This window comes from Streptomyces mesophilus, from assembly GCF_040300965.1.
GTDB classification, from domain to species: domain Bacteria; phylum Actinomycetota; class Actinomycetes; order Streptomycetales; family Streptomycetaceae; genus Streptomyces; species Streptomyces mesophilus_A.
In genome coordinates, this window is the sequence record NZ_JBEPEW010000123.1 from 1 (window position 1) to 24,977 (window position 24,977).

General features: G+C 70.8%; 23 protein-coding genes and 1 pseudogene. 10 read left to right on the forward strand and 14 right to left on the reverse strand.

The annotated features are described in order from the left end of the window. Together ABT367_RS31550 and ABT367_RS31555 are read right to left on the reverse strand one after the other, a co-directional pair. A pseudogene (locus tag ABT367_RS31550) lies at nucleotides 1-198 on the reverse strand (class I SAM-dependent methyltransferase); the annotation flags it as partial. 124 nt (nucleotides 199-322) lie between these two features. Beyond that, the gene (locus ABT367_RS31555; protein ID WP_352256689.1) at nucleotides 323-1,363 is read right to left on the reverse strand and encodes an ABC transporter substrate-binding protein; all 1,041 of its coding nucleotides are present in this window, start codon (nucleotides 1,361-1,363) and stop codon (nucleotides 323-325) included. A gap of 269 nt (nucleotides 1,364-1,632) precedes the next feature. On the opposite strand from ABT367_RS31555, the gene ABT367_RS31560 reads away from it, so the two are divergent. After that, nucleotides 1,633-2,775 (forward strand): hypothetical protein, encoded by a 1,143-nt coding sequence (locus tag ABT367_RS31560; protein ID WP_352256690.1) that lies wholly within the window; start codon nucleotides 1,633-1,635, stop codon nucleotides 2,773-2,775. 121 nt (nucleotides 2,776-2,896) lie between these two features. Here the strand turns inward: ABT367_RS31560 and ABT367_RS31565 are convergent, their stop codons facing one another. The 3 genes from ABT367_RS31565 to ABT367_RS31575 form a co-directional block, all read right to left on the reverse strand. Then, nucleotides 2,897-3,847, reverse strand: coding sequence for a 3-oxoacyl-ACP reductase (locus tag ABT367_RS31565; protein ID WP_352256691.1), 951 nt, complete (start codon nucleotides 3,845-3,847; stop codon nucleotides 2,897-2,899). Between the two features lie 34 nt (nucleotides 3,848-3,881). Then, nucleotides 3,882-4,958 (reverse strand): Zn-dependent alcohol dehydrogenase, encoded by a 1,077-nt coding sequence (locus tag ABT367_RS31570; RefSeq protein ID WP_352256692.1) that lies wholly within the window; start codon nucleotides 4,956-4,958, stop codon nucleotides 3,882-3,884. A 61-nt stretch (nucleotides 4,959-5,019) separates the two neighbouring features. Continuing rightward, nucleotides 5,020-5,874, reverse strand: a complete 855-nt coding sequence (locus ABT367_RS31575; protein ID WP_352256693.1) for a MaoC/PaaZ C-terminal domain-containing protein — start codon at nucleotides 5,872-5,874, stop codon at nucleotides 5,020-5,022. A gap of 390 nt (nucleotides 5,875-6,264) precedes the next feature. On the opposite strand from ABT367_RS31575, the gene ABT367_RS31580 reads away from it, so the two are divergent. Genes ABT367_RS31580 through ABT367_RS31590 form a run of 3 tightly spaced genes read left to right on the forward strand, consistent with a single transcriptional unit; the run spans nucleotide 6,265 to nucleotide 9,118 of the window. Beyond that, a complete protein-coding gene (locus ABT367_RS31580) occupies nucleotides 6,265-7,167 on the forward strand; it encodes an ABC transporter ATP-binding protein (protein ID WP_352256694.1) in 903 nt (300 codons plus the stop codon). Further along, a complete protein-coding gene (locus ABT367_RS31585; RefSeq protein WP_434975582.1) occupies nucleotides 7,167-7,931 on the forward strand; it encodes an ABC transporter permease in 765 nt (254 codons plus the stop codon). Before ABT367_RS31580 ends, ABT367_RS31585 begins: the two co-directional genes overlap by 1 nt. Nucleotides 7,932-7,933: 2 nt before the next feature. Beyond that, the gene (locus tag ABT367_RS31590) at nucleotides 7,934-9,118 is read left to right on the forward strand and encodes a sensor histidine kinase (protein WP_352256695.1); all 1,185 of its coding nucleotides are present in this window, start codon (nucleotides 7,934-7,936) and stop codon (nucleotides 9,116-9,118) included. 148 nt (nucleotides 9,119-9,266) lie between these two features. On the opposite strand, the gene ABT367_RS31595 is transcribed toward ABT367_RS31590, so the two are convergent. From ABT367_RS31595 to ABT367_RS31610, 4 genes are all read right to left on the reverse strand, one after another. Continuing rightward, nucleotides 9,267-10,721, reverse strand: a complete 1,455-nt coding sequence (locus ABT367_RS31595; RefSeq protein WP_352256696.1) for a DHA2 family efflux MFS transporter permease subunit — start codon at nucleotides 10,719-10,721, stop codon at nucleotides 9,267-9,269. A gap of 86 nt (nucleotides 10,722-10,807) precedes the next feature. After that, a complete protein-coding gene (locus tag ABT367_RS31600) occupies nucleotides 10,808-11,221 on the reverse strand; it encodes a hypothetical protein (RefSeq protein WP_352256697.1) in 414 nt (137 codons plus the stop codon). An 85-nt stretch (nucleotides 11,222-11,306) separates the two neighbouring features. After that, nucleotides 11,307-12,497 carry a lipid-transfer protein gene (locus ABT367_RS31605; RefSeq protein ID WP_352256698.1) on the reverse strand — a complete coding sequence of 397 codons (1,191 nt, stop codon included), beginning with the start codon at nucleotides 12,495-12,497 and terminating at the stop codon, nucleotides 11,307-11,309. A gap of 14 nt (nucleotides 12,498-12,511) precedes the next feature. Continuing rightward, nucleotides 12,512-14,665 carry an acyl-CoA dehydrogenase gene (locus ABT367_RS31610; protein WP_352256699.1) on the reverse strand — a complete coding sequence of 718 codons (2,154 nt, stop codon included), beginning with the start codon at nucleotides 14,663-14,665 and terminating at the stop codon, nucleotides 12,512-12,514. Between the two features lie 441 nt (nucleotides 14,666-15,106). On the opposite strand from ABT367_RS31610, the gene ABT367_RS31615 reads away from it, so the two are divergent. Next, the gene (locus ABT367_RS31615) at nucleotides 15,107-16,813 is read left to right on the forward strand and encodes a hypothetical protein (protein ID WP_352256700.1); all 1,707 of its coding nucleotides are present in this window, start codon (nucleotides 15,107-15,109) and stop codon (nucleotides 16,811-16,813) included. A gap of 2 nt (nucleotides 16,814-16,815) precedes the next feature. Then, nucleotides 16,816-17,208 carry a hypothetical protein gene (locus tag ABT367_RS31620; protein ID WP_352256701.1) on the forward strand — a complete coding sequence of 131 codons (393 nt, stop codon included), beginning with the start codon at nucleotides 16,816-16,818 and terminating at the stop codon, nucleotides 17,206-17,208. Nucleotides 17,209-17,227: 19 nt separating this feature from the next. Here ABT367_RS31620 and ABT367_RS31625 read toward each other — a convergent pair whose 3' ends face one another. Continuing rightward, a complete protein-coding gene (locus tag ABT367_RS31625; protein ID WP_352256702.1) occupies nucleotides 17,228-18,196 on the reverse strand; it encodes an N-acetylmuramoyl-L-alanine amidase in 969 nt (322 codons plus the stop codon). Nucleotides 18,197-18,340: 144 nt separating this feature from the next. Here ABT367_RS31625 and ABT367_RS31630 point away from each other — a divergent pair, with 144 nt between their 5' ends. Continuing rightward, on the forward strand, nucleotides 18,341-18,775 hold the full coding sequence (locus tag ABT367_RS31630; RefSeq protein ID WP_352256703.1) for an SAM-dependent methyltransferase: 435 nt from the start codon (nucleotides 18,341-18,343) through the stop codon (nucleotides 18,773-18,775). A gap of 46 nt (nucleotides 18,776-18,821) precedes the next feature. On the opposite strand, the gene ABT367_RS31635 is transcribed toward ABT367_RS31630, so the two are convergent. Then, on the reverse strand, nucleotides 18,822-19,472 hold the full coding sequence (locus ABT367_RS31635) for a class I SAM-dependent methyltransferase (RefSeq protein ID WP_352256704.1): 651 nt from the start codon (nucleotides 19,470-19,472) through the stop codon (nucleotides 18,822-18,824). A gap of 323 nt (nucleotides 19,473-19,795) precedes the next feature. Between ABT367_RS31635 and ABT367_RS31640 the strand changes: the two genes are divergently transcribed. Both ABT367_RS31640 and ABT367_RS31645 read left to right on the forward strand, forming a co-directional pair. Further along, nucleotides 19,796-20,635, forward strand: coding sequence for a hypothetical protein (locus ABT367_RS31640; protein WP_352256705.1), 840 nt, complete (start codon nucleotides 19,796-19,798; stop codon nucleotides 20,633-20,635). 221 nt (nucleotides 20,636-20,856) lie between these two features. After that, nucleotides 20,857-21,867 (forward strand): LLM class F420-dependent oxidoreductase, encoded by a 1,011-nt coding sequence (locus tag ABT367_RS31645; RefSeq protein ID WP_352256706.1) that lies wholly within the window; start codon nucleotides 20,857-20,859, stop codon nucleotides 21,865-21,867. 49 nt (nucleotides 21,868-21,916) lie between these two features. Here the strand turns inward: ABT367_RS31645 and ABT367_RS31650 are convergent, their stop codons facing one another. Beyond that, nucleotides 21,917-22,432 (reverse strand): hypothetical protein, encoded by a 516-nt coding sequence (locus ABT367_RS31650; RefSeq protein WP_352256711.1) that lies wholly within the window; start codon nucleotides 22,430-22,432, stop codon nucleotides 21,917-21,919. Nucleotides 22,433-22,636: 204 nt separating this feature from the next. Here ABT367_RS31650 and ABT367_RS31655 point away from each other — a divergent pair, with 204 nt between their 5' ends. Further along, on the forward strand, nucleotides 22,637-22,930 hold the full coding sequence (locus tag ABT367_RS31655) for a hypothetical protein (protein WP_352256707.1): 294 nt from the start codon (nucleotides 22,637-22,639) through the stop codon (nucleotides 22,928-22,930). A 43-nt stretch (nucleotides 22,931-22,973) separates the two neighbouring features. Here ABT367_RS31655 and ABT367_RS31660 read toward each other — a convergent pair whose 3' ends face one another. Together ABT367_RS31660 and ABT367_RS31665 are read right to left on the reverse strand one after the other, a co-directional pair. Further along, the gene (locus tag ABT367_RS31660) at nucleotides 22,974-24,044 is read right to left on the reverse strand and encodes a prenyltransferase/squalene oxidase repeat-containing protein (RefSeq protein WP_352256708.1); all 1,071 of its coding nucleotides are present in this window, start codon (nucleotides 24,042-24,044) and stop codon (nucleotides 22,974-22,976) included. Beyond that, on the reverse strand, nucleotides 24,041-24,811 hold the full coding sequence (locus tag ABT367_RS31665) for a class I SAM-dependent methyltransferase (protein ID WP_352256709.1): 771 nt from the start codon (nucleotides 24,809-24,811) through the stop codon (nucleotides 24,041-24,043). Before ABT367_RS31665 ends, ABT367_RS31660 begins: the two co-directional genes overlap by 4 nt. Nucleotides 24,812-24,977: the final 166 nt, after the last annotated feature.

Below are 24,977 nucleotides of genomic sequence, written 5' to 3' on the forward strand. Positions count from 1 at the left end.
GGCCGCGAGCCGGCTGGTCTGTCCGGCGCCGCAGCCGAGGTCGAGCACGCGGCTCGCCGCATCGATGCCGGCCGCGTCGAGGAGCGCTTCGTTGAAGCCGCCGTTGATGGCGTTGTAGCGGTCGTGGTGGGCGGCCCAGTGCTCGCCCTCGTATCCGTTCCAGGCTTCGGACTGCTGGACGTTCACGATCTGCGTCATCTCGACCTCCGTTATGAACACTTGTTCATGAACCTATGTTCAGAATGAAGGACAGGGCGCGGAAACGCAACCGTCCCCGGCCGCACGAGGCGGCCGGGGACGGTGAACTCAGGTAGTTTGAGCGTTACTTGACGAGGAAGCCCCGCAGGTCGTCGAGGACCTCGTGGGCGGCCGTCACGCCGAGGCCCAGGTACCAGGTCTCGTCCGGGACGTCCTCGGCCTGGCCGTTCTTGACGGCGCCGAGCTTCTTCCAGAGCGGGTTGTCCTCGGCGGTGTCGCGCTTGGTCTTGTTCACGTCGCCGTAGACACCGGTGAAGATCCAGTCGGCGTCGGCCTCGTCGATCTTCTCGGGGCTGATCTCGGTGGCGAGATCGTTGATCTGCTGGTTCTTCGGGCGCGGGACGCCGACGTCCTCGAGGATCGTGCCGATGAACGAGGCCTTCGCGTACAGGCGGATGCGGTCCGGCATGTAGCGCAGCATCGTCACGGTCGGCTTCTTCTCGCCGAGGTCCGCACCGAGCTTCTTCGCCTGCTCCTCGTACGAGGCGATCTTCTCCTCGGCCTCGGCCCGCTTGTCGAGCGCGGTGGCGTTGAGGAGGTAGTTCTCCTTCCAGGTGAAGCCCGGGCGGATGGAGAACACGGTCGGGGCGATCTTGGAGAGCTGCGGATAGAGCTTCTCCGCACGCAGCTGCGAACCGAGGATCAGGTCGGGCTTGAGGGCCGCGATCGCCTCCAGGTTGAGGGAGTTGATCGTGCCGACGTCCTTCGGGCTGCCGGCGGCCTTGCTCAGGTACTCGGGGATGCCGTCGTCGCCCTCGGTGGGGGCGTAGCCGACGGGCTTGACGCCGAGCGAGACGACGTTGTCGAGCTCGCCGACGTCGAGCACCACGACGCGCTTGGGCTGCGCCTCGAGCTCGGTCTTGCCGAGGGCGTGCGTGATGGTGCGCGGGAACTCGCCGGGCTTGGCGTCCGTGCCCATCTTCGCGGTGTCCTCGGCGGCCTTCGTGAAGTCCTCGCCGCCGGTCGCGACCTTCTTGCTGCCGGCGCCGTTCTCCGACTTCTTGGCACCGTCCCCGCTGCTGTCCGAGGAAGAGCAGGCACCGAGGGTGAGCGCGGCGGCTACGGCGAGGGCTGCGGCGGCGGTGCCGCGGCGGCGAAGGGACATCGACGCTCCATAAAGGCGAGGCGCACACGGCCTTACGCCGGGGAGGTGCGCACACAGGATTTGCTTAGGTAACCCTCACCTTACGCATCCGGGGCAACGGAGGGCACAGCCACCCCCTGTGACGCTCCCGACAGCAGGGCAACAGCACAGGGACCTCCCCCCTCTCAGGCGAATCAGGACATCGCCACCCTTTGGTGTGAAGCGTGAGGCCGCGCGTCCCACGCCAGTGCGTGCGAAAACTAGCTTTCGTCACCGGAGGTGAAGGCCGGATGACGACGACGGCGTGTGCGACGGATGCGGTCCCCGGGGACGGTGTGCCCGAGGGAACAGTGGAGGCTGGGCGTCCGGGGTTCACGATCGCGGCCGACGGTTCCTACGCGGCGCGGCTCGCACCGCGCGGCGAGGTCTGGTGCCCCGAGCGCTGGAGCCTCGACAGCCCCGAGCCCTATGTGGTGCCGCTGCCGCTCGACCAGCCCGAGGAGCCGGACACGGAGGTGCTGCCACTGGCCGACGGACGGGTGCTCGTGCACCGGCTCGCGGACGGCCGCCACATGTTCTCGCTCCTCTACCCGACGGGCCCCGGCACGGGTCAACTGCCGCTCGGCGCCGTGGAGACGGCCGAGCTGACGCTGCTTCCGCCCTCGCCCAGCGGGAGTCCGGCGTATGGACTCGCGCCCGGTGAGCGGTCGAGTTCCGTCTGGCTGGTGGCGGGCGGCGCGTTCGGACCCGAACTGGTCGCGCAGGTGCCGGGCCGCTGCTCGGGCGGGGTGTGGCTGGACCGTACGGGCCGGATGCTCGCGCTCGACCAGCACCTGGACGGGCGCACGAAGACGGTCGCCGTCGATCTGGAGCGCGGGGGTGAGGTCTCGCCGCTGCTCCAGATCGGCGACGACTCCGACGACCGGCTGCTGCTCGCCGACCCCGGCAGCGGCTTCATCCTGGTGCGCTCGAACGCGCCGGGTGAGGACCGGCTCGGCTGGGGTCAGCTCGGTTCGACCTTGCCGATACGTTTCCCCGAAGGGCTGCGTCTGGAGGACTGCACGGTGACGCCGTTCGCCATACAGCCCGGTCAGGTCCTCAGCCCCGAGGCCTGCGCGGTGGCGCTCAGGATCGACGGCGCGGCGGGCAGCTGGGCCGGGATCTGGTCTCCGCAGCAGCGAGCGACCCAGCAGTTCGCGGCGCCGTACGGCTGGCTGGGCAGCGGTCTGTGGTCGCCGGGCCAGGAGCTGCTGCTGCCCTACGTCACCGAGGACACCCCGTGCGGCCTCGCCCGGATGGCACCGGTCGCGCCGGAGCCGATGCGACTGCCGGAGCCCGTCGAGGCCGCGCCCGAGCGCGAACCGGCCGCGAACGCGCTGCGGCCGGTTCCGCTGCAACAGGCCCTGCTTACGGGGCGGTTGGCGGGGCGCTGACGGCCGCCGCAGCTGACCGTTGCGGGTGCGCCTCCGGCGGGGTGCCGCTGTGCCCACCCGTGCCGCCCTGCGGCACGATTGCCCACAGCGGCGAGGGGCGAGGGGCGAGGGGCGAGGCAACCTAGCCGTGCTTGAGCCCCAGTACCTCGGCCGCCGCGAAGGTCTCCCCCGCCGGGCGCTCCTCGTACCACGGGGTGATCAGCTCATCGAGCTCGTCGTACGTGAACACCTCCTTGGCGGTGTCGAACTTCGCGGCCACCTTGGGCCGTTCGACCACCGCGACCATCCCGCCGTGCACCACGAGCAGCTGCCCGTTGACCTTCGCGGCCGCGGGCGAGGCGAGATAGCCGACGAGCGGGGCGACGTGCTCGGGCGCCAGCTTGTCGAGTCCGCCGTCGGTCGGCTCCTGGAAGCCGGCGAAGACGTCCTCGGTCATCCGGGTGCGGGCGCGCGGGCAGATGGCGTTGGCCGTCACGCCGTACTTGCCGAGGGCGAGCGCGGACGAGGTGGTCAGTCCGACGATGCCGCCCTTTGCCGCGGCGTAGTTGGGCTGACCGGCCGAGCCCGCGAGGAAGGCCTCGGACGAGGTGTTGATGATCCGCCCGAAGACCGGGCCACCGGACGCCTTCGACCGCTCGCGCCAGTGCACGGAGGCGAAGTGCGTGGTGTTGAAGTGGCCCTTGAGGTGGACGCGGATCACCGAGTCCCACTCGTCCTCGGACATCGAGAAGACCATCCGGTCGCGCAGAATGCCCGCGTTGTTGACCAGGATGTCCAGCTTGCCGAACGAGTCGACCGCCAACTGCACCAGCTGACGGGCCTGTTCGTGGTCGGCGACGTCGCCCAGGTGCGCTACGGCCCGGCCGCCCGCCGCCTCGATCTCGGCCACGACCTGCTCGGCAGGGGTCGACGAAGCCTCACCGGAACCGTCCCGGCCCGGCTGCCCGTAGTCGTTGACGACGACGCTCGCGCCGAGCCGGGCCAGTTCCAGGGCCTCGGCCCGGCCGCGGCCGCGTCCGGCGCCGGTGACGATCGCGGAGAGGCCGGCAAGCGGGCCAGTCTGCTGTGACATCGAAGTCCCCTCGTAGACAATCGGTTCGACGTGCTCAGATCTCGATGCAGGTGCGCAGCGCGACACCGGTCCGCATCTGCTCGATCGCCTCGTTGATCTCGCTCAGCGGCACCCGGTGCGTGATCAGGCCCTCGAGGTCGATACGGCCCGCGCGCCACAGCGCGATGGCCCGCTCGTACGAGGTGAGGACGTCGCCGCCGCCGTACATGGACGGCAGGATCTTCTTCTCGTCGAAGAACAGCTCGAACATGTTGAACTGCAGGTAGTCGTCGAGCGCGCCCGCGCCGACCACGATGAGGCTGCCGCCGCGGCGGGTGGTCTCGTACGCCTTGCGGGCTGTCGCGGACTTGCCGACGACCTCGAAGACGTAGTCGAAGCCCTCGCCGCCGGTGATGTTCTGCTTGGCGTCGTCCAGCTCCTCGGGCGAGATCGCCTTGGTGGCGCCGAACTTGAGCGCCGCCTCGCGCCGCGAGGCCACCGGGTCCACGGCCACGATCTCGGCGGCGCCCTTGAGCTTCGCGCCCTGGATGGCGGAGATGCCGACACCGCCGCAGCCGATCACGGCGACAGAGGAACCGGCCGCGACGTCCGCGGTGTTGATCGCCGCGCCGAGCCCGGTGGTGACACCGCAGCCGATGAGCGCGGCGATGTCGAAGGGCACGTCGTCCGGGATCGGCACGGCGCATCGTGCGTCGACCACGGTCTCCTCGGCGAAGGTGCCGGTGCCGGCGAAGCCGAACACATCACCGCTGGGGCGCTTGTAGTTGGGGATGCCCGCGTTCATGAACCCGGCAAGACACAGCTGCTTCTGGCCGCGCTTGCACGCGGGGCAGATCTCGCACGCGGGCAGCCAGCACACCAGGACCCGGTCGCCCGGCTTGACGTGTGTGACGCCCTCGCCGACCTCGAGGATCTCGCCGGCGCCCTCGTGTCCCGGCACGAACGGGCCGGGCTGCGGCAGCACACCGCTCATCGCGGACAGGTCCGAGTGGCACAGGCCGGTGGCCCGCACCCGGATCTTCACCTTGCCGGGCCCGAAGCCGGTGGTCTCGAAGTCGTCGAGCACTTCCAGCTTGTCCTGGCCGATCTCGTGCAGTACAGCTGCGCGCATGGTGCGGCTCCTTCTCGGATGCGGTGCGGAACAGGCGTAGTACGTGTGGGGGTTACGGGGATCAGGAGTGCTCGACCACGGTGTCCGCGAGCACGGGCGCGTCGTCCCGTTCGGCCGCGGTCACCGACACCTGGACCTTGCCGTCGAGCTGCCAGATGCGGATCCGCAGGGTCTCGCCGGGGAAGACCACACCTGCGAAGCGTGTGGTGTACGAGCGGACGCGGGTCACATCGCCGTCGAGCACGCTGTCGACGACGGCCTTGAGCGTCATCCCGTAGGAACACAGCCCGTGCAGGATCGGCTTGTCGAAGCCGGCCAGCTTGGCGAACTCGGGGTCGGCGTGCAGCGGGTTCCAGTCCCCGGACAGGCGGTACAGGAGCGCCTGGTCCTCGCGGATCGGCTTCTCGACGGTCTTGTCCGGTGCGCGGGCGGGCAGTTCGAGGCGGTCGGAGGGTCCGCGCTCACCGCCGAAACCGCCCTCGCCGCGGACGAAGATCTGGGTGTCGCAGGTCCACAGCGGGCCCTCGTCGTCGGTGACCTCCGAGCGCATCACGATCACGGCGGCCTTGCCCTTGTCGTACACGGCCGGGATCGTCGAGCTCTGGACCGCCTTGCCCTTGACGGGGATCGGCCGGTGCAGCGTGACCTTCTGGCCGCCGTGCAGGACCGCGGCGAGGTTGACGTCGATGCCGGGCGCGGACAGGCCGCCCGCGGCGGCCATCCCACCGCCCGCCACGGTCGCGAAGCTCGGCAGGACCTGCAGCTTGGACTCGAGGGTGTAGCGCAGCTCGTCCGGGTCGGTCGCGGGGATTCCCGCGCCAAGACCCAGGTGGTAGAGCTGGATGTCCTTGTGGTCCCAGGTCAGGTCGGTGCTGCGCGGCTCGGAGGAGACGGCCTTTGCGGCATCAATGGGCATGGGGACGCTGCTCCTTGGGCTGTTTCATGCGCGTGAGCAGTGCGGTCACGCACGTGGAAGACCTCGGTGCGGCCGTCCGCACCGTCGGCCGCACCGAGGTCGCATCGGACCGGCCCCGATGCGTTCCGCACGAGTCCCGGACGTACTCCGGAAGACCCGTTCTAGAACGCGTTCTAGGCCAGTGATCCCCATGTATAACGCAGCCCCCGGCAGTTGTGAAGAGCTCGGGCAGCACGTTCTGACGCCACGTCAGATACGGGGTCTGTACAGGAAGTTCCTCTTCAGGAGCGTGCTGATGCCCCTGTCATGCGCCGGGCATGACATTTGTCCTACGGAGCTCCTGACAGGAGGTTCTGCCGCCGCCCCGCCCCCGCTCCCTACGGTCATGGCATGACAACGACCACGCCGGCCGTGGACCTGAGCACAGTGGTCCGGGCCTTCCCCTCCGTCACCGCCGTGGACGGCGTCGATCTCGCCGTCGGGCGCGGTGAGACGGTCGCGCTGCTCGGCCGCAACGGCGCCGGCAAGTCCACCACGATCTCGCTCCTGCTCGGCCTGGACGAGCCCGACGCGGGCACGGTCCGCCTGTTCGGCGAGCGGCCCGAATCGGCCGTCCGCGCGGGGCGGGTGGGTGCGATGCTGCAGGACGGCCGTCCGATCCCGCGGGTCACGGTGCGCGAGCTCGTCACCTTCGTGGGCCGTACGTATCCGCGGCCGATGCCGGTCGCCGAGGCCCTCGCGCTCGCCGGTCTGAGCGAGTTCGCCGACCGGCGTGCGGACCGGCTGTCGGGCGGCCAGGTGCAGCGCGTACGGTTCGCTCTCGCGCTCGCCGGGAACCCCGGGCTGATCGTGCTCGACGAGCCGACCGCGGCCCTCGATGTCGAGGCCCGCCACGCGTTCTGGAAGGCGATGCGCGGCTATGCGCGGCGCGGCAACACCGTGCTGTTCTCCACGCACTATCTGGAGGAGGCGGACGCGAACGCCGACCGCATCGTGGTCATCGACCACGGCCGGATCGTCGCGGACGGCACCGGCGAGGACCTCAAGCGGCGGGCCGGCGGGACGCTGGTCTCCTTCGATCTCGCCGGGCAGGACTCCGGCTGGCTGACCTCACTGCCCGGGGTGACCGCGGTGGAGATACGCGGCGAGCGGGCGAGCCTGCGCAGCGAGGACTCGGACGCGACCGTGGTCGCGCTCGCCGGACGGGGAGCCGTACGGGCCCTGCGGGTCGAACCCGCCTCCCTGGAGGACGCGTTCCTCGCCCTGACCACCCCTGATCTGGAGCTGGTGTGATGACCGCCGACCTCGTCAAGCCGCGGCCCCACTCCGTGCTGCTCGACTATCTGCGCCTCGAAGTGCGCCGCACCCTGCGCGACACCGGCTTCGTGGTCTTCGGGATCGGGATGCCCGTCCTGATGTATCTGCTGTTCACCAACATCGGTGCGAGCGACGGGGGTTCGGGCGACTGGAAGACCTCCGCCATGGTCGGCATGGCGGCCTACGGTGCGCTGGGCGCGGCCCTCGGCACCGGGACCGCCGTCGCCGACGACCGCGCGCACGGCTGGCTGCGCCAGCTCAGGGTCACCCCGCTCACGCCGCGCCAGGTGGTGACGGGGCGGGCGCTGAGCGGTTCGGTGACGGTGCTGCCGGCGATCGCCGCCGTACTGACCGCGGGCGCGCTCGTCAACGGCGTACGCATGGACGCCTGGCAGTGGGTCGCCCTGGTGCTGCTCCTGTGGCTGGGCGCGCTGCCGTTCACGCTGCTCGGCCTCGGCAACGGCTACCGCCTGAGCACCCAGACCACCGGCGTCGTCAACATGATCTGCAACATGGGCCTGGCCGTCGTCGGTGGCCTGTGGTTCCCGTCCGAGCTGTTCCCCGGCTGGCTGCGCGCCCTGTCCGACTACACGCCCGCGCACAGCTTCGCGGACCTCGGCTGGTCGACGACCGAAGGCGCGGCGCCGGGTGCCACCACGGTCCTCGTGCTGTGCGGCTGGCTGCTGCTGTTCGGCGCCTATGCCGCGTCGTCCTATCGTCGTTCGGCGCGGACGGTGTGACCATGACCCCCGTGACGCATACGCAGAGCGAGCGGCCGAGCGAGGCGCAGAGCGGGAGCGGGCCGGCGCAGCCCCGGCGCAAGGGCGGGCCCGGACCGCGCAGCGCGTTCGCCTTCCTGCCGTGGCTGCTGCTGGGCATGGGGGCCTTCTCCAATGTCGTACGGGGAGAGACACCCAATCCCTGGGTGGGCGGGATCGGGCTGCTCGTCTTCAACTCCCTTTACGTCTCCGTGGTGTTGCAGACCTTCCGGCGGCGCGATGCCCGCTGGACCTACGTGGCGCTCACCGGCATGGCGGCGGTCACCTTCGGTCTCGCGATCGGGTACGGGGGCCCGTGGCTCGCCCTGTTCCCGCTGCTCTCCCTCGCGGTCGGTACGGCGCTGCGCGGGCGGCGGCTCGCCTGGACGGTCGGGGCACTGACCGTTTCGGCCGCCGTCACCGGGGCCTGGCGGGACACGGACGCCTGGTCGGCGGTGACCAGCGGATACGGCACGCTGCTCTCCGGCCTTGTCACCGCCGCGATCCTCGCGCTCTCGGAGAAGGTGGTCGAACTGCGCGAGACCCGCGAGGAGTTGGCCCGGGTGGCCGTGGAGCAGGAACGGCTGCGTTTCTCGCGCGATCTGCACGATCTGCTCGGCCACACCCTCTCCCTGATCGTGGTGAAGTCCGAGGCGGCCCGGCGGCTCGCACCCCATGACCGGGACGCCTCGCTGCGGCAGATCGCCGATATCGAGACCGTGGGCCGCCAGGCACTCACCGAGATACGCGAGGCGGTCACCGGCTACCGCGAGTCGAGCCTCGGCACCGAACTCGACCGCGCCCGCGACACCTTGGCCTCCGCGGGCATCGAGGCGGTGGTCCGGCGTTCGGGTCCCGCTCCGTCCCCGGTGACCGGTGCGCTGCTCGCCTGGGTCGTACGGGAGGCCGTCACCAATGTCGTACGGCACTCGGGGGCCACGACGTGCCGTATCGAGGTCACCGGCACCACCGACGACACCCGGCTCACCGTCACCGACGACGGCCGGTCCCCGGGCAAGGGGGCCCAGGCCTCCGGCAGCGGACTGCGCGGGCTGACCGAGCGCCTTGCGCAGGCGGGCGGTGAGCTGGAGTGGGGGCCCGGGGAGCGGGGCGGGTTCCGGGTGACGGCGCGCCTTTCGGCCGATGTCGGGCAGGAGGCCCTGCACTAGGCCGGACCGACAGCCGGACCTGATTACGGACCGACAGCCGGACCGGAAGCCGCACCCGACGCCGGACCGGAAGCCGCACCCGCACCCAGCGCCGGACCGGGAGCCGCACCCGAGGCCGGCCCGGGAAGCCGCACCAACAGCCCCAGCGCTAGGCGGACTTGCGGGCCGCGGGCACCTTGGGCGCCCGCTCCGAGGGCATCCACAGCAGAACGAGGACCACTCCCCCGAGCAGGATCAGCCCACTCGTACGGAACGCCGCCGCATAGCCGTCCGTCAGCGCCGCCGGATCCGAGCCGCCGCCCGAGTGTGCCGCGGCGATCGTCGACAGGATCGACAGGCCCAGCGCGCCGCCCATCGTGCGCGAGGTGTTGATCAGGCCGGAGACCAGGCCCGCCTCCGAGGGCGCGGCGCCCGAGGTGGCGAGCGACGCGAGCGGGGTCATGGCGAGGCCGGCGCCCAGCATCATCAGGATGCCGGGGAACAGGATCGAGCTGAGGTAGCCGCCGTCGGGCGCGATCGTCGCCTGCTGCAGTCCGTAGCCGGAGGCCGCGATCAGGATGCCGAGGATCGTGACGTTCTTGGCGCCGATCACGCGCATCAGACGGGGCGCGAGCTTGGAGCCGAGCATCACGGTCAACGAGGAAGGGACGAGGGCGAGTCCGGCCTCGATGGCGGAGTAGCCGAGGACGTTCTGCGCGTACACCGTCATGAAGAACCACATGGCGAAGCTGGCCGCACCGCAGACCATCATGACCGCGTTGGCCGCCGCCACGGACCGCACCTTGAACAGCCCGAGCGGCATCAGGGGCGCCTTGGTCCGCGCCTCGACCAGGAGGAACACCGCGATGAGGAGCAGTCCGGCGGCCAGCGGTACCAGCGTCGCGGGCGCCGTCCAGCCCTCCACCTCGGTCTGCACGATCCCGTACGCGAGGGTCGCGAGCCCGGCCGTCACCAGGACCGCGCCCGGCAGATCGAGCCGGCGCCGCTCGCCGCCCCGGCTCTCGCTCAGCCAGAACACGGCGGCGACCAGGACCAGGACCCCGATGGGCACATTGATCAGGAGCACCCAGCGCCACGACAGGAGATCGGTGAGCACCCCGCCGACCAGACCGCCGGCCGCGCCGCCGCCCGCTCCGACGGCGGTCCAGGTGCCGATGGCGCGGATACGGGCCGGCCCTTCGGGGACGGCCGAGGTGAGCAGGGTCAGGGTGGACGGTGCGAGCACCGCGGCGCCCAGGCCCTGGACGGCGCGGGCGGCGAGCAGCTGCCAGCTCTCCTGCGCGAGACCGCCCGCGAGCGAGGCGGCCGTGAACAGCGCGAGCCCGACGAGGAACATCCGCTTGCGCCCGAAGAGGTCCCCGGCCCGCCCGCCGAGCAGCATGAAGCCGGCGAAGGCGATCGAGTACGCGTTGACCACCCACTGCAGGCCGAGCGCGCTCAGGCCCAGGTCGGAGCGCATCGACGGGAGCGCGGTGTTCACCACGGACACATCGAGCACGACGAGGAACTGGCCCGCACACGCCGTGAGCACCACCGCCCAGGTCGGAATGGAACGGCGTGACGTACCGGTGGTTATCGGGGCTTGGGTGGGTGTCTGGGCCATGACCGCCATGCTCTCAGGCCGCCGACGGCCGCTGCATCGGGGTTTCGATGCAACGGCCATCGGTCTTCGGGACTAGGACTCCACCGTCAGAGGAGGTCCATGTCCGCCGGGCCTTCGACGCACTTGCCGGTCTCGTCCACCAGGTAGATGACGTCACGGGTGCCGACGGCACCTTCCGACTTCCCTGGCTCGGGGTCGATGAACGGGCACGTCGACTCCACCCCGCGGACGACCACCTTGTACGTGACAGGCCACTCGCGTTCCTCTGCCCACCCGAAGGTGGCACCGCCGCCCGCTGACCGGTCGGGGTCCCCCACGACCCCGAGGCCACGCTCTCCGCACTGCGGACAGCCGAATACCTGGGCATCCCACGCCGACATGTTGACCACCTGGACCGGCAGTCCTTCCGTCTCGTCGGCGGAAGGACTGCCGCACCCCATGGCGGAGACGGCGGCGATTCCGGCCGCCACCAGCAGACGGCCCGGTCTCGAAAGTCGCATGACTGAACGCTCCCCCGTGGTCATGAGCAGGCTCAGGATCATCGCAGGTCAGGGGCGCGACGAGCAATGGCCGGATGCGGGGACCTCACCCTCGCCGCAGCAAGGTCACCACCGCCGCTCCACCCAGCCCGATGTTGTGCGCGAGCCCCACCCGCGCCCCCTCGACCTGCCGCGCCCCGGCCTGCCCCCGCAGCTGCCAGGACAGCTCGGCGACCTGGGCGAGTCCGGTCGCGCCCAGCGGGTGGCCCTTGGAGATCAGGCCGCCCGACGGGTTCACGACCCACTTGCCGCCGTATGTCGTGGCCCCGGACTCGACGAGCTTGCCGGACTCACCGTCCGCGCACATCCCGAGCGCCTCGTACGTCAGGAGCTCGTTGACGGAGAAGCAGTCGTGCAGCTCGATGACGTCGACGTCCTCGATCCCCAGCCCGGCCTGCTCGAAGACCTGGCGTCCCGCCGCCGCGGACATCGGCTTGCCCACGACGTCGATGCACGAGCCCGCGGCGAAGGACTCCTCGGTGTCGGTGGTCATGGTCTGCGCGACGATCTCGACGGCCCGGTCCTCCAGACCGTGCCGCTCGACGAACCGCTCCGAGACCACCACGGCCGCCGCGGACCCGTCCGATGTGGGCGAGCACTGGAGCTTGGTGAGCGGCCGGTGGATGGTCTTGGCGGCGAGGATCTCGTCGACCGTGTAGACGTCCTGGAACTGGGCGTACGGATTGTTCGCCGAGTGCTTGTGGTTCTTGGCGCCGACCGCCGCGAGCTGCGCCTCCGTCGTCCCGTACAGCTCCATGTGCTCACGGGCCGCGTCGCCGAAGATCTGCGCGGTGGGCGGGGACATCTCGAAGCCGTGCTTGGCGGCCATGATCCCGTAGTGCCGTGCGACGGGCGAGGTCTTGAAGTCGCCGCCGTCCGCTCCGCCGCCGAGCGCGCCCTTCTTCATCTTCTCGAAGCCGAGCGCGAGCACACAGTCGTTGAGCCCGCCGGCCACGAACTGCCGGGCCATCATCAGCGCGGTGGACGCGGTCGCGCAGTTGTTGTTGACGTTGTAGACCGGGACGCCGGAGAGCCCTATCTCGTACGCGGCCCGCTGACCGGCCGTGGAGGCCTGGAAGCAGTAGCCGACCGGGACCTGCTCGACGAGGTCGTACGAGATCCCGGCGTCCTCGAGGGCTTTGGTGCCGGCCTCCTTGGCCATGTCCCAGTACTGCCAGTCCCGGCTCTCGGGCTTCTCGAACTTCGTCATGCCTACGCCGACGATGTACGTCTTCATCCTGGTGTGGCCTTTCAGTCCCTGGGCAGGCCGAGAATGCGCTCGGCGACGACATTGAGCTGGACCTGGGTGGTGCCGCCCGCGATGGTCAGACAGCGGGACATGAGGAAGGAGTGCACGGCCCGCTCGCCCGGACCCTCGCGCAACGCGCCCGCGGGGCCCAGCAGTTCGAGCCCGAGCTCGGCGACCTTCTGCTGGTGCGGAGTCTGGACGAGCTTGCGTATGGACGCTCCGGCCCCGGGTTCGAGCCCCGACACCTGTTGCAGCGTGGTCCGCAGCCCGATGCAGGCGAGCGCGTGCGCCTCGGCCGCGAGCCCGCCGATCCTCGCCCGGGTCGCGTTGTCGAGATCGGCGGCCCGTGCGATGAGCTTCTCGAGCCCGGTGTCGAAGGTCATCTGGTCGGCCATGTGCACCCGCTCGTTGCCGAGCGTGTTCCGCGCGACCTTCCAGCCTCCGTCGATCTCCCCGACCACCGCGTCCGGGGGCAGCACCACATCGTCGAAGTAGACCTCGTTGAACATGGCCTCCCCGGTGATCTCCTTCAGCGGGCGGATATCAATGCCCGGGGTGTTCTTCATGTCGATGACGAAGTACGTGAGCCCCTTGTGCTTGGGCGCGTCCGGATTCGTCCTGGCGAGCAGGATCCCGTAGTCCGCCCACTGCGCCGAACTCGTCCACACCTTCTGCCCGTTGACCTTCCAGCCCTCGTCCACCCGCTCGGCCCTGGTCCTGAGCGAGGCGAGATCGGAGCCCGCCCCGGGCTCGCTGAACAGCTGGCACCACAGGAGGTCGCCGCGGAGCGTCGGTGCGAGGTAGCGGTCCTGCTGCTCCTGCGTTCCGTACGCGATCAGCGAGGGCACCACCCAGGTCGCGATCCCCAGATCGGCCACCTTCACCCCGGCGGCCTTGAGCTCCTGCTGCACCGCGAGCTGCTGCACGGGCCCGGCCCCGAGTCCGTAGGGCTTCGGCAGATACGGCGCCGTATAGCCGCTCGGCGCGAGCTCCCGCCGTACGGCCTTGGGATCGAGGCCTCGTACGGGCTCGATGACCTGCCGCGCCTGCGCCCTGAACTCCTCCGCCTCGGCGGGCAGTTCGAGCCGGAGCTCCCTGCGCGCCCCGCCCTCCGCGAGCCGTACCGCCCGCAGCCGGTGCGCGTCCCCCGCGCCGAACAGCTGCCGCGCGACCAGCGCCCGCCGCAGATACAGATGGGCGTCGTGCTCCCAGGTGAACCCGATCCCGCCGAGCACCTGAATGCAGTCCTTGGCGCACGCGTACGCGGCGTCGAGCGCGACGGACGCGGCCAGCGCACCCGCCAACTCCCGTACGTCCGCGTCCTCTTCACTGGCCGCCCGCGCCGCGTCCCACACCAGCGCCCGGGCCTGCTCGACCCGCACCAGCATGTCGGCGCACAGATGCTTGATCCCCTGGAACTGCCCGATCGGCCGCCCGAACTGTTCGCGCACCTTGGCGTACTCGGCCGCCGTCGACAGCGCCCACGCCGCGGTCCCGCACGCGTCGGCCGCGAACACCACCGCCGCCAGATCCCGTACGAGCCCGGAGTCCACGGCGAGCAGCCGCCCCCGCGCCCCCACGGCTCTGACCTCGGCGGTCGGCCGCGTCGGATCGGCGCTCTCCTGCAGCCGTACGACGAGATCGGCGGCGTCCACGGCGAACCACCGCACACCCTCCGCACCCTGCGCGGCCAGCAGCACCAGATCCGCCTCACCCCCGCTGAGCACGGGCGGCGCCTCGCCGTCGAGCAGATACCCTTCGCCGTCCCGTACGAAGGTGAGGGTCCCGGCCGTCAGCGCGACCGCCCCGATCCGCTCGCCCCCGGCCAGCGCGGCCGTCAACTCGAGCTCGCCGGCACGGTGGAGCACCGCCGAGGCAAGGGAGCCGGCGAGGAACGGGCCGGGCAGCGCGCCCCTGGCGGCCTCCTCCACGACGACCGCCAGATCGACGAGGTCGCCGCCCCCTCCCCCGTACTCCTCCGGCAGATGCACTCCGAGCAGCCCCTGCTCGGCGAGACCACCCCAGAACCCCGGCCGCCCACCGCCGCCGGGCGCGTCGAGCACCTTGCGCACTTCCTCCGGCGGCACAGCCCTGGCCACCCAGCCACGGACAGCGTCGGCCAACTCCCGTTGCTCTTGCGTGATCCCGATGCCCATGGCGGGCAGAGTAGAACACGTTCCAATCTGACGGAAGGTCAGATCGCGGTCGGCTTTTGGCGACGGGGGGTTCGCCGGGCGAGGGGCGATTCCGGCCAATCGCCGCCGCGAAGGCATTGCCCTCTGGCGAGCTCGCATCCGCCCGGGCAGGATGAGCCCCCTCGTGGAGCGGGGGTCCCGAGGAGGTGGTGCATGACCCTACGGCCTTGGTGGAGTCTGTCGCCCGACGACGCGACAGCCTATGGGGCTCGTCCGGCCGGGCCGAAGTCTGCGCCGGAGCCTCAAGTCCCGGTGGACACACTGACCGGATTGCCGCTCTCCCCCAACGGGCACGGAGCGCGGCGCAGCACGTACACAAAGCGTGGGCCGCTCCCCGACGCGAATCCGACGAGCCGACGGGTCGCCTCTGCCGCGCACGCACGCGAGGACCGGATCGGGCAGGTGAAGGACCGGATCGGGCGGTGGCACGACCGGACGATGGGCCGCCAGCAGCGGCAGATCCGCCAGCTGACCCCTCGGCAGGGCGACAGCTTCGCCCGCTGGATACTGAAGGAGATCCTGACCGCGCCCAAGCGGCCGGTGCCCTCCTTCGGCTTCAGCATCGTGCCCGCTCTGGTGCACAGTGTCGCCGCTGACCGGGTACGCCACATCCGGGTCTGCGCGCTGGCCTCCACAGCCGCCCTGGTCGTCGTACGGCACCCGTGGGGCGCGGGCGCGCTCGCAGCCGCGATGCTGCTGTTCCAACTGCTCATCGCCCAGGGCCGACTCCGGAGAATCGCACAGTGGGGCACCCGATCGCTGGTCGCGGCGGCGCTCCTCACCGCCGGGGCACTCATCGCATGGGGGCAGCTGAAGCCCTATCTGCCGCTCGTTCACCAGGCACTGTCCGACCTGCCGTCCGCCGCCTTCTGGCTGACGGCGCTGCTGGCGGGGGTGTACGCATGCGATCGCTGGGTCGCCTTTGCCTACATCGCGTCACTGTCGGGGAATCGGGCGCTCGGCGCACAGATGCGCCCCCGCTTCGCACCTGGCGCTGCCCGGCGGGTGGCGGCATGCGCTGCAGCCGAGACATGGCAGGCCATGCCGTACCGGCGTGAGCAACTGGTGGACCGGTTCGTCGGGGCGAGCCGGAGCGCCTACAGGAACGTCGTGCGTATCCAGCTATCCCCTGCCGGTGACACCACCGACGAGGCACCCCAGGAGGACGACGCCACTCCGGGACTGGTGGAGCGGGAGCCCGCTGCCACGCGGAGCGGCATGCGCAAGTTCGAGGCCGACGATCTACTCGATCACGTACGCGACGAACTCAGGAAACTCCGGGGCCATTTGGTCGAGTCGCATGCCCTGCCGGACTGCGATGTGTTCGAGGCATTCGCGGTTCCCGACTCCGAGTGGAAGAAGCTCCCCGCAGCCAAGGGGACGGAGACGCCGGACACGGACGGCCGTGTGGCGTGGCCGGAGGCCGGAGAGATGATGGACGAGTCATGCCTGCCGCCCTCTGGCCACTTCCGCCGCCGCTATCTCGCGGCGCAAGTCGTCGACTGGGAAGGCGACATCGTGGTCACCGTCTTCGCCCATGCCGCCCTGGAGGGACAGACCCTCACCTTCGTGACCAGGCCTCACGCACTCGCGCCTCTACACAAGGACGTGCGTCTCGAGGCGGCGCACGGCGGCGAACTGGTCTGGAAGGTCATCCAGACGCCGGTCCAAGCGCTGGGTGATGTGGCGGCTCTCGCCCACCGCCTGTACGAGAGAACAGGCCGGGCCCTCGGCACGCTCCGCGCCGAGAAGAGGAAGGAACGCGCCCTGCGCAAGGTCGCCGAAGCGTTCGACCCGCACAAAGCACCTGTTGACGACGACAGGGCCGTGAGCCTGCGTGAGCACTGTTCGGACGACGGCATCGCGGACATGCACCAACACGAGGACGCCTCACGCCACATATCGATCCTGCAGAGCAGCATGTTTGCTTCGGCGAGCTCCTTCCTCGCCGCCCGAGGCGTGGCGACGGATGATTTCCGCCGGCAAGCCGCCCAGTTCATCTTCGTCAGCGGCGACAACAACCAGGTGAACACAGGAGTCCTGGGCGGCGCCATGAAGCAGGCGAACCAGACCAACCAGTCCGGAAGTGAAGTGAATCCGAAGGGGTGACCATGGCCATATTCCGCGGACGAGGCGATTCCGACGACGGGGTCCACGTCGCAGGTGACAGCAACCAGATCAACACGGGACGGATCGGGGGCGACATGACCCAGTCCAACACCATCGGCCGCGCGCCGGTCTCACCCGCGCTCGCCGCGGCCCGCGCGGAGTTCGCGCGACTGCGTACGGCAATGGATGCCCACGAAGGCGAGCTGAGCGCAGCGGACCGGGCCGCCGCCCGGCGCTGGCTCGCGCGTATCGGCCGGGAGCTCGGGCAGCCCCGGCCCGACTCGCAGCAACTTGCCGACGACGCCGACGCGTTGAGTACCCGCGTTGCCACTGTGGCAGGGCTAGTGACAATCGCCCAGGCCTTCGTCACCAGCGTCCAGGGACTGTTCAGCTGAGACCGCGGCCCCGTATCCGCTACGAGGTGAGGAACCCGGAGATCCCGTCCGTGATCCCCTTGGCCGCCTTCTGGCGCCAGGACGAACTGCCGAGCAGCGCCGCGTCGTTGGCGTCCCGCATGTTGCCGCACTCGACGAACACCTTGGGGACCTTGCTGAGGTTCAGGCCGCCGAGGTCGCGGCGCACGTCGAGGCCGGTGCCCTCGCCGATGTAGTTCGAGGGGCTCATGCCGGTCGCGCTGACGAACCGGCCCGCGATCCGCGCGCCCAGATCGCGCGAGGGGCCGACGATCACGCGGGTGTCGGCGGAACCGGAGTCCACGGCCGCCGGGAGGATCACATGGAAGCCGCGGTTGCCGGCGGCCGAACCGTCGGCGTGGACGGAGACGACCGCGTCCGCCTTCGCCTCGTTGCCGATCTCGGCGCGCTCGTCGACACAGGGGCCGAAGGCGCGGTTGCGGTCCTGGGTCAGCTTGACGGTCGCGCCCTGGTCCTCCAGGAGCTCGCGGATGCGGTGCGCGACGTCGAGCGTGAACTCCGCCTCCGTATAACCGGAGTTGGTGGAGGTGCCCGTCGTATCGCACTCCTTCTTGTTGGTGCCGATGTCGACGAGGCGGGCGATGTCCTGCGGATGCCGGAAGTTCGACGGGTTGTGCCCGGGGTCGATGACGACGACCTTGCCGGACAGCGGGCCCTTCGGATCCGCGGCCGGCTTCTTCGTGGACTTCGAGGGCTTGGGGTCGTCGGGCGTCTTCGAGGGCGCCTCACCCGACGGGCTCGCCTTCCCCGCGGACGTCGACTGGCTCGGCAGCGGCAGCACCTTCGGCGGCTCGTCCTCCTCGGCGCCACCGCCCATCGCCTGCCAGAGCAGCCAGCCGGCCAGCGCCGTCGGCACCAGGGCGGCGACCGCGACGAGGCCACCGCCTCGCCTCAGGGGGCGGCGCGGCTGCGGGCCGGGATCATCCGGATCGTCGTACGAGTAGGACACGGGGCGAGCCTACGCCTTGCGGACGGGCCGGATCCCGGTCACGCATTCGACGGCCCGGTACGCACCCGTACGACCGGGGCGGCCGCCGGGCGACACCTGTCGTGCGGCTGGGGCTGCCGCCGGGCGGCACCTATCGTGCGTCTCATGCCGGTACACCTGTCGCCGCGGCTGGCCGCGATCGTGAACGCGCTCCCCCTCGAGCCGCACTCCCGCGTCCTGGAGATCGGGTGCGGGCCCGGCGCGGCCGCACGGGCCGTCGCACAGCGGCTCACCACCGGCCACATCCTGGCCGTCGACCGGTCCGCCACCGCGATCGCCCAGGCGGCGGCCGCCGCGCGGCAGGAGATCGCGTCGGGCCGGATGAGCGTCCGCCAGGTCGCCGGCGAGGACTTCACCCTCGAACCGGACGAGGAGCCCTACGACCTGGTCTTCGCCGTCCGCGTCGGCGCACTCGACGGACGCCATCCCGCGGCCGGGGAGCGGATGCTGCGCCGGATCGCCCTGGCGGCCACGGCGGACGCCCGGCTCTTCATCGACGGCGGCGACCCGCTGCGGGAACTGCCGATCCCGCGTCCGTGAGCCGCCTCACACCCGCCGCCTCACGCGCATATAAGGGAGAGACGCCTCACATGCCGGGACCGGTCCGCCGCAGCACCCGCAGCGAGGCGGTCGCCGAGACCTCGGTGAAGGAGCCGGACTCCAGGGCCCTGAGATAGATGCGGTACGGGGCCTGCCCGGTGAACTCGTCCACGGGATCCGGGAAGACGTCGTGGATCAGGAGCAGCCCGCCCTCGACGAGATGCGGCACCCAGCCCTCGTAATCGGCGACGGCGTGCTCGTCGGTGTGCCCGCCGTCGATGAACACGAACCCCAGTGAGCCACCCCACACCCGGGCCACCTGCGGCGACTTGCCGACCAGGGCAATGACATGGTCCTCAAGTCCCGCTCTGTGCAGTGTGCGGCGAAATGTCGGAAGTGTATCCATCCGCCCGACCTCGGGATCGACGACCTCCGGGTCGTGGTACTCCCAGCCCGGCTGCTGCTCCTCGCTGCCCCGGTGGTGGTCCACGGTGAGCGCCGTCGTACCGGTCTCGCGAGCGGCGTCGGCGAGCAGGATCGTGGAACGCCCGCAGTACGTGCCCACTTCGAGCAGCGGGAGACCGAGCGCTCCGGCCTCGACGGCCGCCGCGTAGAGGGCGAGCCCCTCGTCGAGCGGCATGAAGCCCTTCGCGGCCTCGAAGGCGGTGCGCACCTCGGGCTTGGGGGTCGCGGACATCAGGGCCTCCATGGCGGCGCTCGTACGGCGAGCGGGTGGGCGGGTGTTGTGCGGGTCCTGTGCGTAATCGTCGTACGCGTACGCCAGTTCCGGAGATCGACCATGCTGCCGCATCCCATCGGGAACCAATAGCGCGGTCCCGCATCTCCTTTCTCACAGCCGGGTAGAGAGTCGGGGTCTTTATACCGAGCAGACACCTTGGCTGATCGGGCGATAGTGTCATCCGTACGATGGGGGGCCACCGGGATCTTGCCCGCGCTCCGCACCCGCGCACCGGCGACAGCGACGCCCACCGACGACTCGACGACGATGAAGGACCTGAAGTGAATTTCCGCTCTCTGACACGAGGCGACGGCGTGGTGATCGCAGCAGCGGTGTTGCTGTTCATCGCCTCTTTCCTGGGTACGTTCGAAGACGAGGGCGGCGAGACCGTCACGGCATGGGATGACGGCAATCTCCTTGTCAGCGTCTTCCTCCTCGGCCTGTTCGGCGCGATCCTGATCGCGCTCGGCCGCGCTCAGCAGCCGGCCCGCCAGGTGGCGGGTCTCGACCTGGGGCAGGTCGGCATCGCGTTCACCGTCGCCTCGGCGCTGAGCGCACTGTTCAAGATGTTCGACCTGGCCGGCTTCATCGACGTCGAAGGCGCCCCGGGCGGGGGCCCCGAGGCCGGTACCGGCATGATCCTCGGCCTCATCGCCGCGCTCGTGCTCGCCGCCGGCGCGATCGCCACCAGCCTCGTCCCCGCCCTCAAGGCCCCCCTCATGGGAGCCCCCCGCCCCGCCGCCCCGCAGTACGGCGGCCAGCAGCCGCAGGGTGGTTACGGCTACCCGGGCGCCCAGCAGGGTCAGCCGCAGGCGCCGTACGGTCAGCAGCCCTCGCAGGGCGGTTACCCGCAGCAGGGCCAGCCCGCCCCGGCCCCCACGCAGCCCGGCCCGCAGCAGGCCGCTGCCCCGGCGCCGCAGGGTGACTTCTCCCCGTTCTGGTTCGCGGTGCCGGTGCCGCGTCCGCTGTACGGCGAGGACGGCAACCCGACCCCGATCGCCGAACTCGCCCCCGGTACCTGGTACCTCGCGGTCGAGCAGCGCGGTCCGGGCCTCATCGCCCAGACCCAGGACGGCCGTCGCGGTGTGCTCCAGGACACGACGGGCATCCAGCGCGGCTGAGCCCGGCACAAGCACCGCACGCAGACAGCACGGCCCTCCGCCTCTCGCAGGCGGAGGGCCGTTGCCGTTCCCGTTGCCGTTCCCGCACGCCCGCCGCCCCCGCACGCCCGCCGCCGTCCCCGCACGCCCGCCGCCGTCCCGGACGCCCGTTGTGTTGTCTCCACACACCCCTTACAGTGCCCGCAGCTGACACTCCGTCAGCTCGCGCGAAGGGGGCAGGGATGCGGCTCGGGATCACCCTCGGCTACTGGGGACGCGGCCCCAAGCCCGAACACGTTCCGCTCGCCCAGGAGGCCGAGCGGCTCGGTTACGACTCCGTGTGGACGGCGGAGGCCTGGGGCTCCGACTGCTTCACCCCGCTCACCTGGATCGCTTCGCAGACCTCGACCATCAAGCTGGGTACGGCGGTTGCCCAGATGGCCGCCCGCACGCCGACCGCCACGGCGATGCACGCGCTCACCCTCGACCACCTCTCCGGCGGCCGGATGATGCTGGGGCTCGGCCTGTCGGGACCGCAGGTCGTGGAGGGCTGGTACGGGCGCCCGTTCCCCAAGAGCCCGCTCACCGCGACCCGCGAGTACGTGGACGTGATCCGCCAAGTCCTGCGCAGGGAAGGCCCGGTGAGCCTGCCGGGACGCTTCCACTCCCACCCGTACGCGGGCGAGGACGGCACCGGACTCGGCAAACCGCTGAAGCCGATCACGCACCCGCTGCGCGCCGATCTCCCGATCTTCCTCGGCGCCGAGGGCCCCAAGAACATCGCGCAGACGACCCGGATCGCGGACGGCTGGCTGCCGCTGTACTGGTCGCCGACGCGCACGGACGTCTACGAGGCTTCGCTCACCGAGCTGCCCGAGGGCTTCCGTATCGCCCCGATGGCGCGCGCGCAGGTCTGCGAGGACGTCTCGGCCGGCCTGCTGCCGGTGAAGGCGATGCTCGGCTTCTACATCGGCGGCATGGGGCACGCCTCGAAGAACTTCCACGCCGATCTGATGGCCCGGATGGGATACGAGGCCGAGGCCCGCCACATCCAGGAGCTCTTCGCCCAGGGCCGCAAGGAGGAGGCGGTGCTGGCCGTCCCGGACGCCTTCGCCGACGAGATCTCCCTCGTGGGCCCGCGCGAACGCATCGCGGAACGCCTGGAGTTGTGGCGCAAGGGCCCGGTGACGGACCTGCTCCTGATGTCCCCGGACAGGGAGACCCTGCGGGTGCTTGCGGAGCTGAACGCCTGAGGCCCGGGCGTACGGATACACCCGGGCCCCGCGTCGGCCTGCGCGCGGCTCAGCCGCCCAGCTGCGACATCGACGGCACCTTGTCGACCACCGGTGCCCCCGCCTCCTTGCCCGCGTCCTTCACCGAGTTGATCACATTGTCGAAGATGCCGGCCGCGTCGTCGGCGCCTTCGCCCTTGCGCAGCTTCGCCGGCAGGTCCTTGAGGGACTCGATGCCCGCGGTCAGCGGCGCGACCGCCTTCGCAAGGAGCGGGTCGCCCTCCGCGTTCTTCGCCGCGGCCTTCAGCCGGTTGTACGCGAACGCCCCGGCCAGACCGGCCTTGACCATCGTGAACTTACGACCGTCCGCACCCGCCTTGAACTTGCCGTCACGGGCGGGCTTGATGATCCACTGATACGCGGCCCCGGCGGCGAGCCCCGCGTTGGCCACGAACCGCGTCTTGGCGAACTTCTGCTGTTCGGCCGTGCTGGTGCTGCTCGGGTCGGCCCCGGCGTCGTTGTCGCTGCTCCCGCAGGCGGTGACGCCGGCGAGGAGGGCGCCGCACAGGAGAACGGCGACGGCCATACGGACAAGGAGCGGACGGCCGCTCGCTGAGCCTGCGGTGAGCACGGTGGACCTCCCACGGATCGCGTGGGCCGCGGTGGGGCTTGTCACCGGGCCCTGGAGGCAGCCTCACCCGGGTCCCGGCGTACCGCCACTCGGGCGAGCCCGTCCGTGGGCCGGGCCCGGGATCCACCGGAGTTTCAACCTCCGCGATCCGGTCACTCGATGCTTATGTCTCGCAACGGTAGGGGTTGGCACGCCGGCACGGTCATCGCGGTGATCGCCGACATCATGGCCGCGATCATCGGCCTGTGGATCCTGATGTATCTCCTGGACGCGAACCGTGCGAACGACCTCGTGCAGTTCATCCAGGACGCCGCCCGCTGGCTCGCCGGCTGGTCACACGACCTGTTCACCTTCGACGAGGCCTGGGCGCGCGTCGTCTGCGGCTACGGGCTCGCCGCGATCGTCTACCTGTTCGTCGGCCATATGGCGGCGAACCGGCTGCGTCGCTACTGAGCCCGCCCGACTGCTGCCGACGGCTCCTGTCCCCCGCCGGAGGTCAGCGGCAGCAGTCCGGCTCGAGCCCCGCCGGCAGCCGGTTCTCGCCGAACACCGCGCAGGTGGCCTCGTGGCCGCCGAGCGCCGCCACCGCGAGCAGCAGCGCGCCCGCGGTCCATGCCGTGAGCTCCTGCGGCCAGATCGCGCTGTCCTCGTACACATAGCCGGTCCAGTACAGACCGCTCTCCGGGTCGCGCAGATGCCGGATCGACTTGAGGATCTCGAGCGCCCGGTCGGATTCCCCCATCACCCACAGGGCGAGGGCGAGTTCGGCGGATTCGCCGCCGGTCACCCACGGGTTGGGCGACACGCACCGCACCCCGTGTCCGGGCACGACGAAACGCTCCCAGCCTTCCTCTATACGGGACTTGGCGTCGGCGCCCGTCAGGGCTCCGCCTAGGACCGGGTAGTACCAGTCCATGGAGTAGCGGTCCTTGTCGAGGAAGCGCTCCGGGTGGCGCCGGATCGCATGACCGAGGGCGCCGGCCGCCAACTCCCAGTCGGGCTGCGGCTCTTCGCGCTCATCGGCGATGGCGAGGGCGCAGCGCAGAGCCTGGTGGATCGAGGACGATCCGGTCAGCAGGGCGTCCGTGACGGGAGTGCCGTCCTCTTCCCTCTTCCAGCCGATCTGCCCGCCGGGCTGCTGAAGGCCGAGCACCCACTCGACGGCCGCGTAGACAGCGGGCCACATGCGGTCGAGGAAGGTGTCGTCGCCGGTGGCGAGGTAGTGGTGCCAGACGCCGACGGCTATGTACGCGCAGAAGTTGGACTCGATGCCGCGGTCCGTGGGCGCCTCGGCGTCCCCGTCGGCGTAGGCGGCGAACCAGGAGCCGTCCTCGCGCTGGGTGCGCACGAGCCAGTCGTACGCGCGCTCGGCGGCCTCGTGCTCACCGGCCGTGTCCAGGGCCATCGCGGCCTCGGTGTGGTCCCACGGGTCGAGGTGGTGGCCCCGGAACCACGGGATGGCGCCGTCCTCGCGCTGGCACGCGAGGATCCCTTCGACGGTGTGCGCGGCCTGCTCCGCGGTGAGGACCCCGGGCAGTACGAGATGCTGCGTCCGGGGAGTCGTCACTTGGCGCCCGCCGCGACATCCTCGGTGGCCACGGACGACTTGGGCAGGTGCGGCTTGGTCGCGTAGGCCACGAAGCTCTTGCCGATCACCGGGTTGAGGGCCCGCTCGGCGGCGCGCGTGAGGGTCGAGATGCCCTTGGTCTTCATGATGTCCCAGACCAGGAGCTGGTGGTACGCGCGCACCGGCAGCGCCTTGTCGTTGTCGACGCCGAAGGCGCACTTGAGCCACCAGTACGGCGAGTGCAGCGCGTGCGCGTGGTGCGTCCCGTACGGCTTGAGCCCGGCCTCGCGCATCCGGCCGAGCAGCTCCTCGGCCTTGTAGATGCGGATATGGCCGCCCTCGACCTCGTGGTACTCGTCGCTGAGCGCCCAGCAGACCTTCTCGGGCCCGTAGCGCGGCACGGTCACGGCGATCCGGCCGCCCGGCTTGAGCACGCGCACCATCTCGGCGAGCACACCCTTGTCGTCGGGGATGTGCTCCATGACCTCGGAGATGATCACGACGTCGAACGACTCGTCGGGGAAGGGGAGTTGAAGGGCGTCGCCCTCCATGGCGGTGGCGGTGGCGCCCTCGGGCGCCTCCCCGGCCTCCTTCATGGCCGCGAACCACTTGGCGACCTCGCGGATCTCCTCACCGTTCTGATCGAGCGCCACGACCTGCGCACCGCGCCGGTAGCACTCGAAGGCGTGCCGCCCGGCCCCGCAGCCGAGGTCGAGCACGCGGTCGCCTGCGGCGAGCGGGAAACGGGTGAAGTCGACGGTCAGCACTCGGGCCTGCCTTCGTGGTCGGGTGCGGCTGGAATCACAAGCGTCAGAAGCGGGAGTACGGGCGGCACGCGGGTCATCGGGCCGTCCGCTGCGGCGCCGCGGCGATGGCCTCGCGGTAGCGGGCGACCGTGCCCTCGGCGGCCCGGGCCCAGGTGAACCTGGCGAG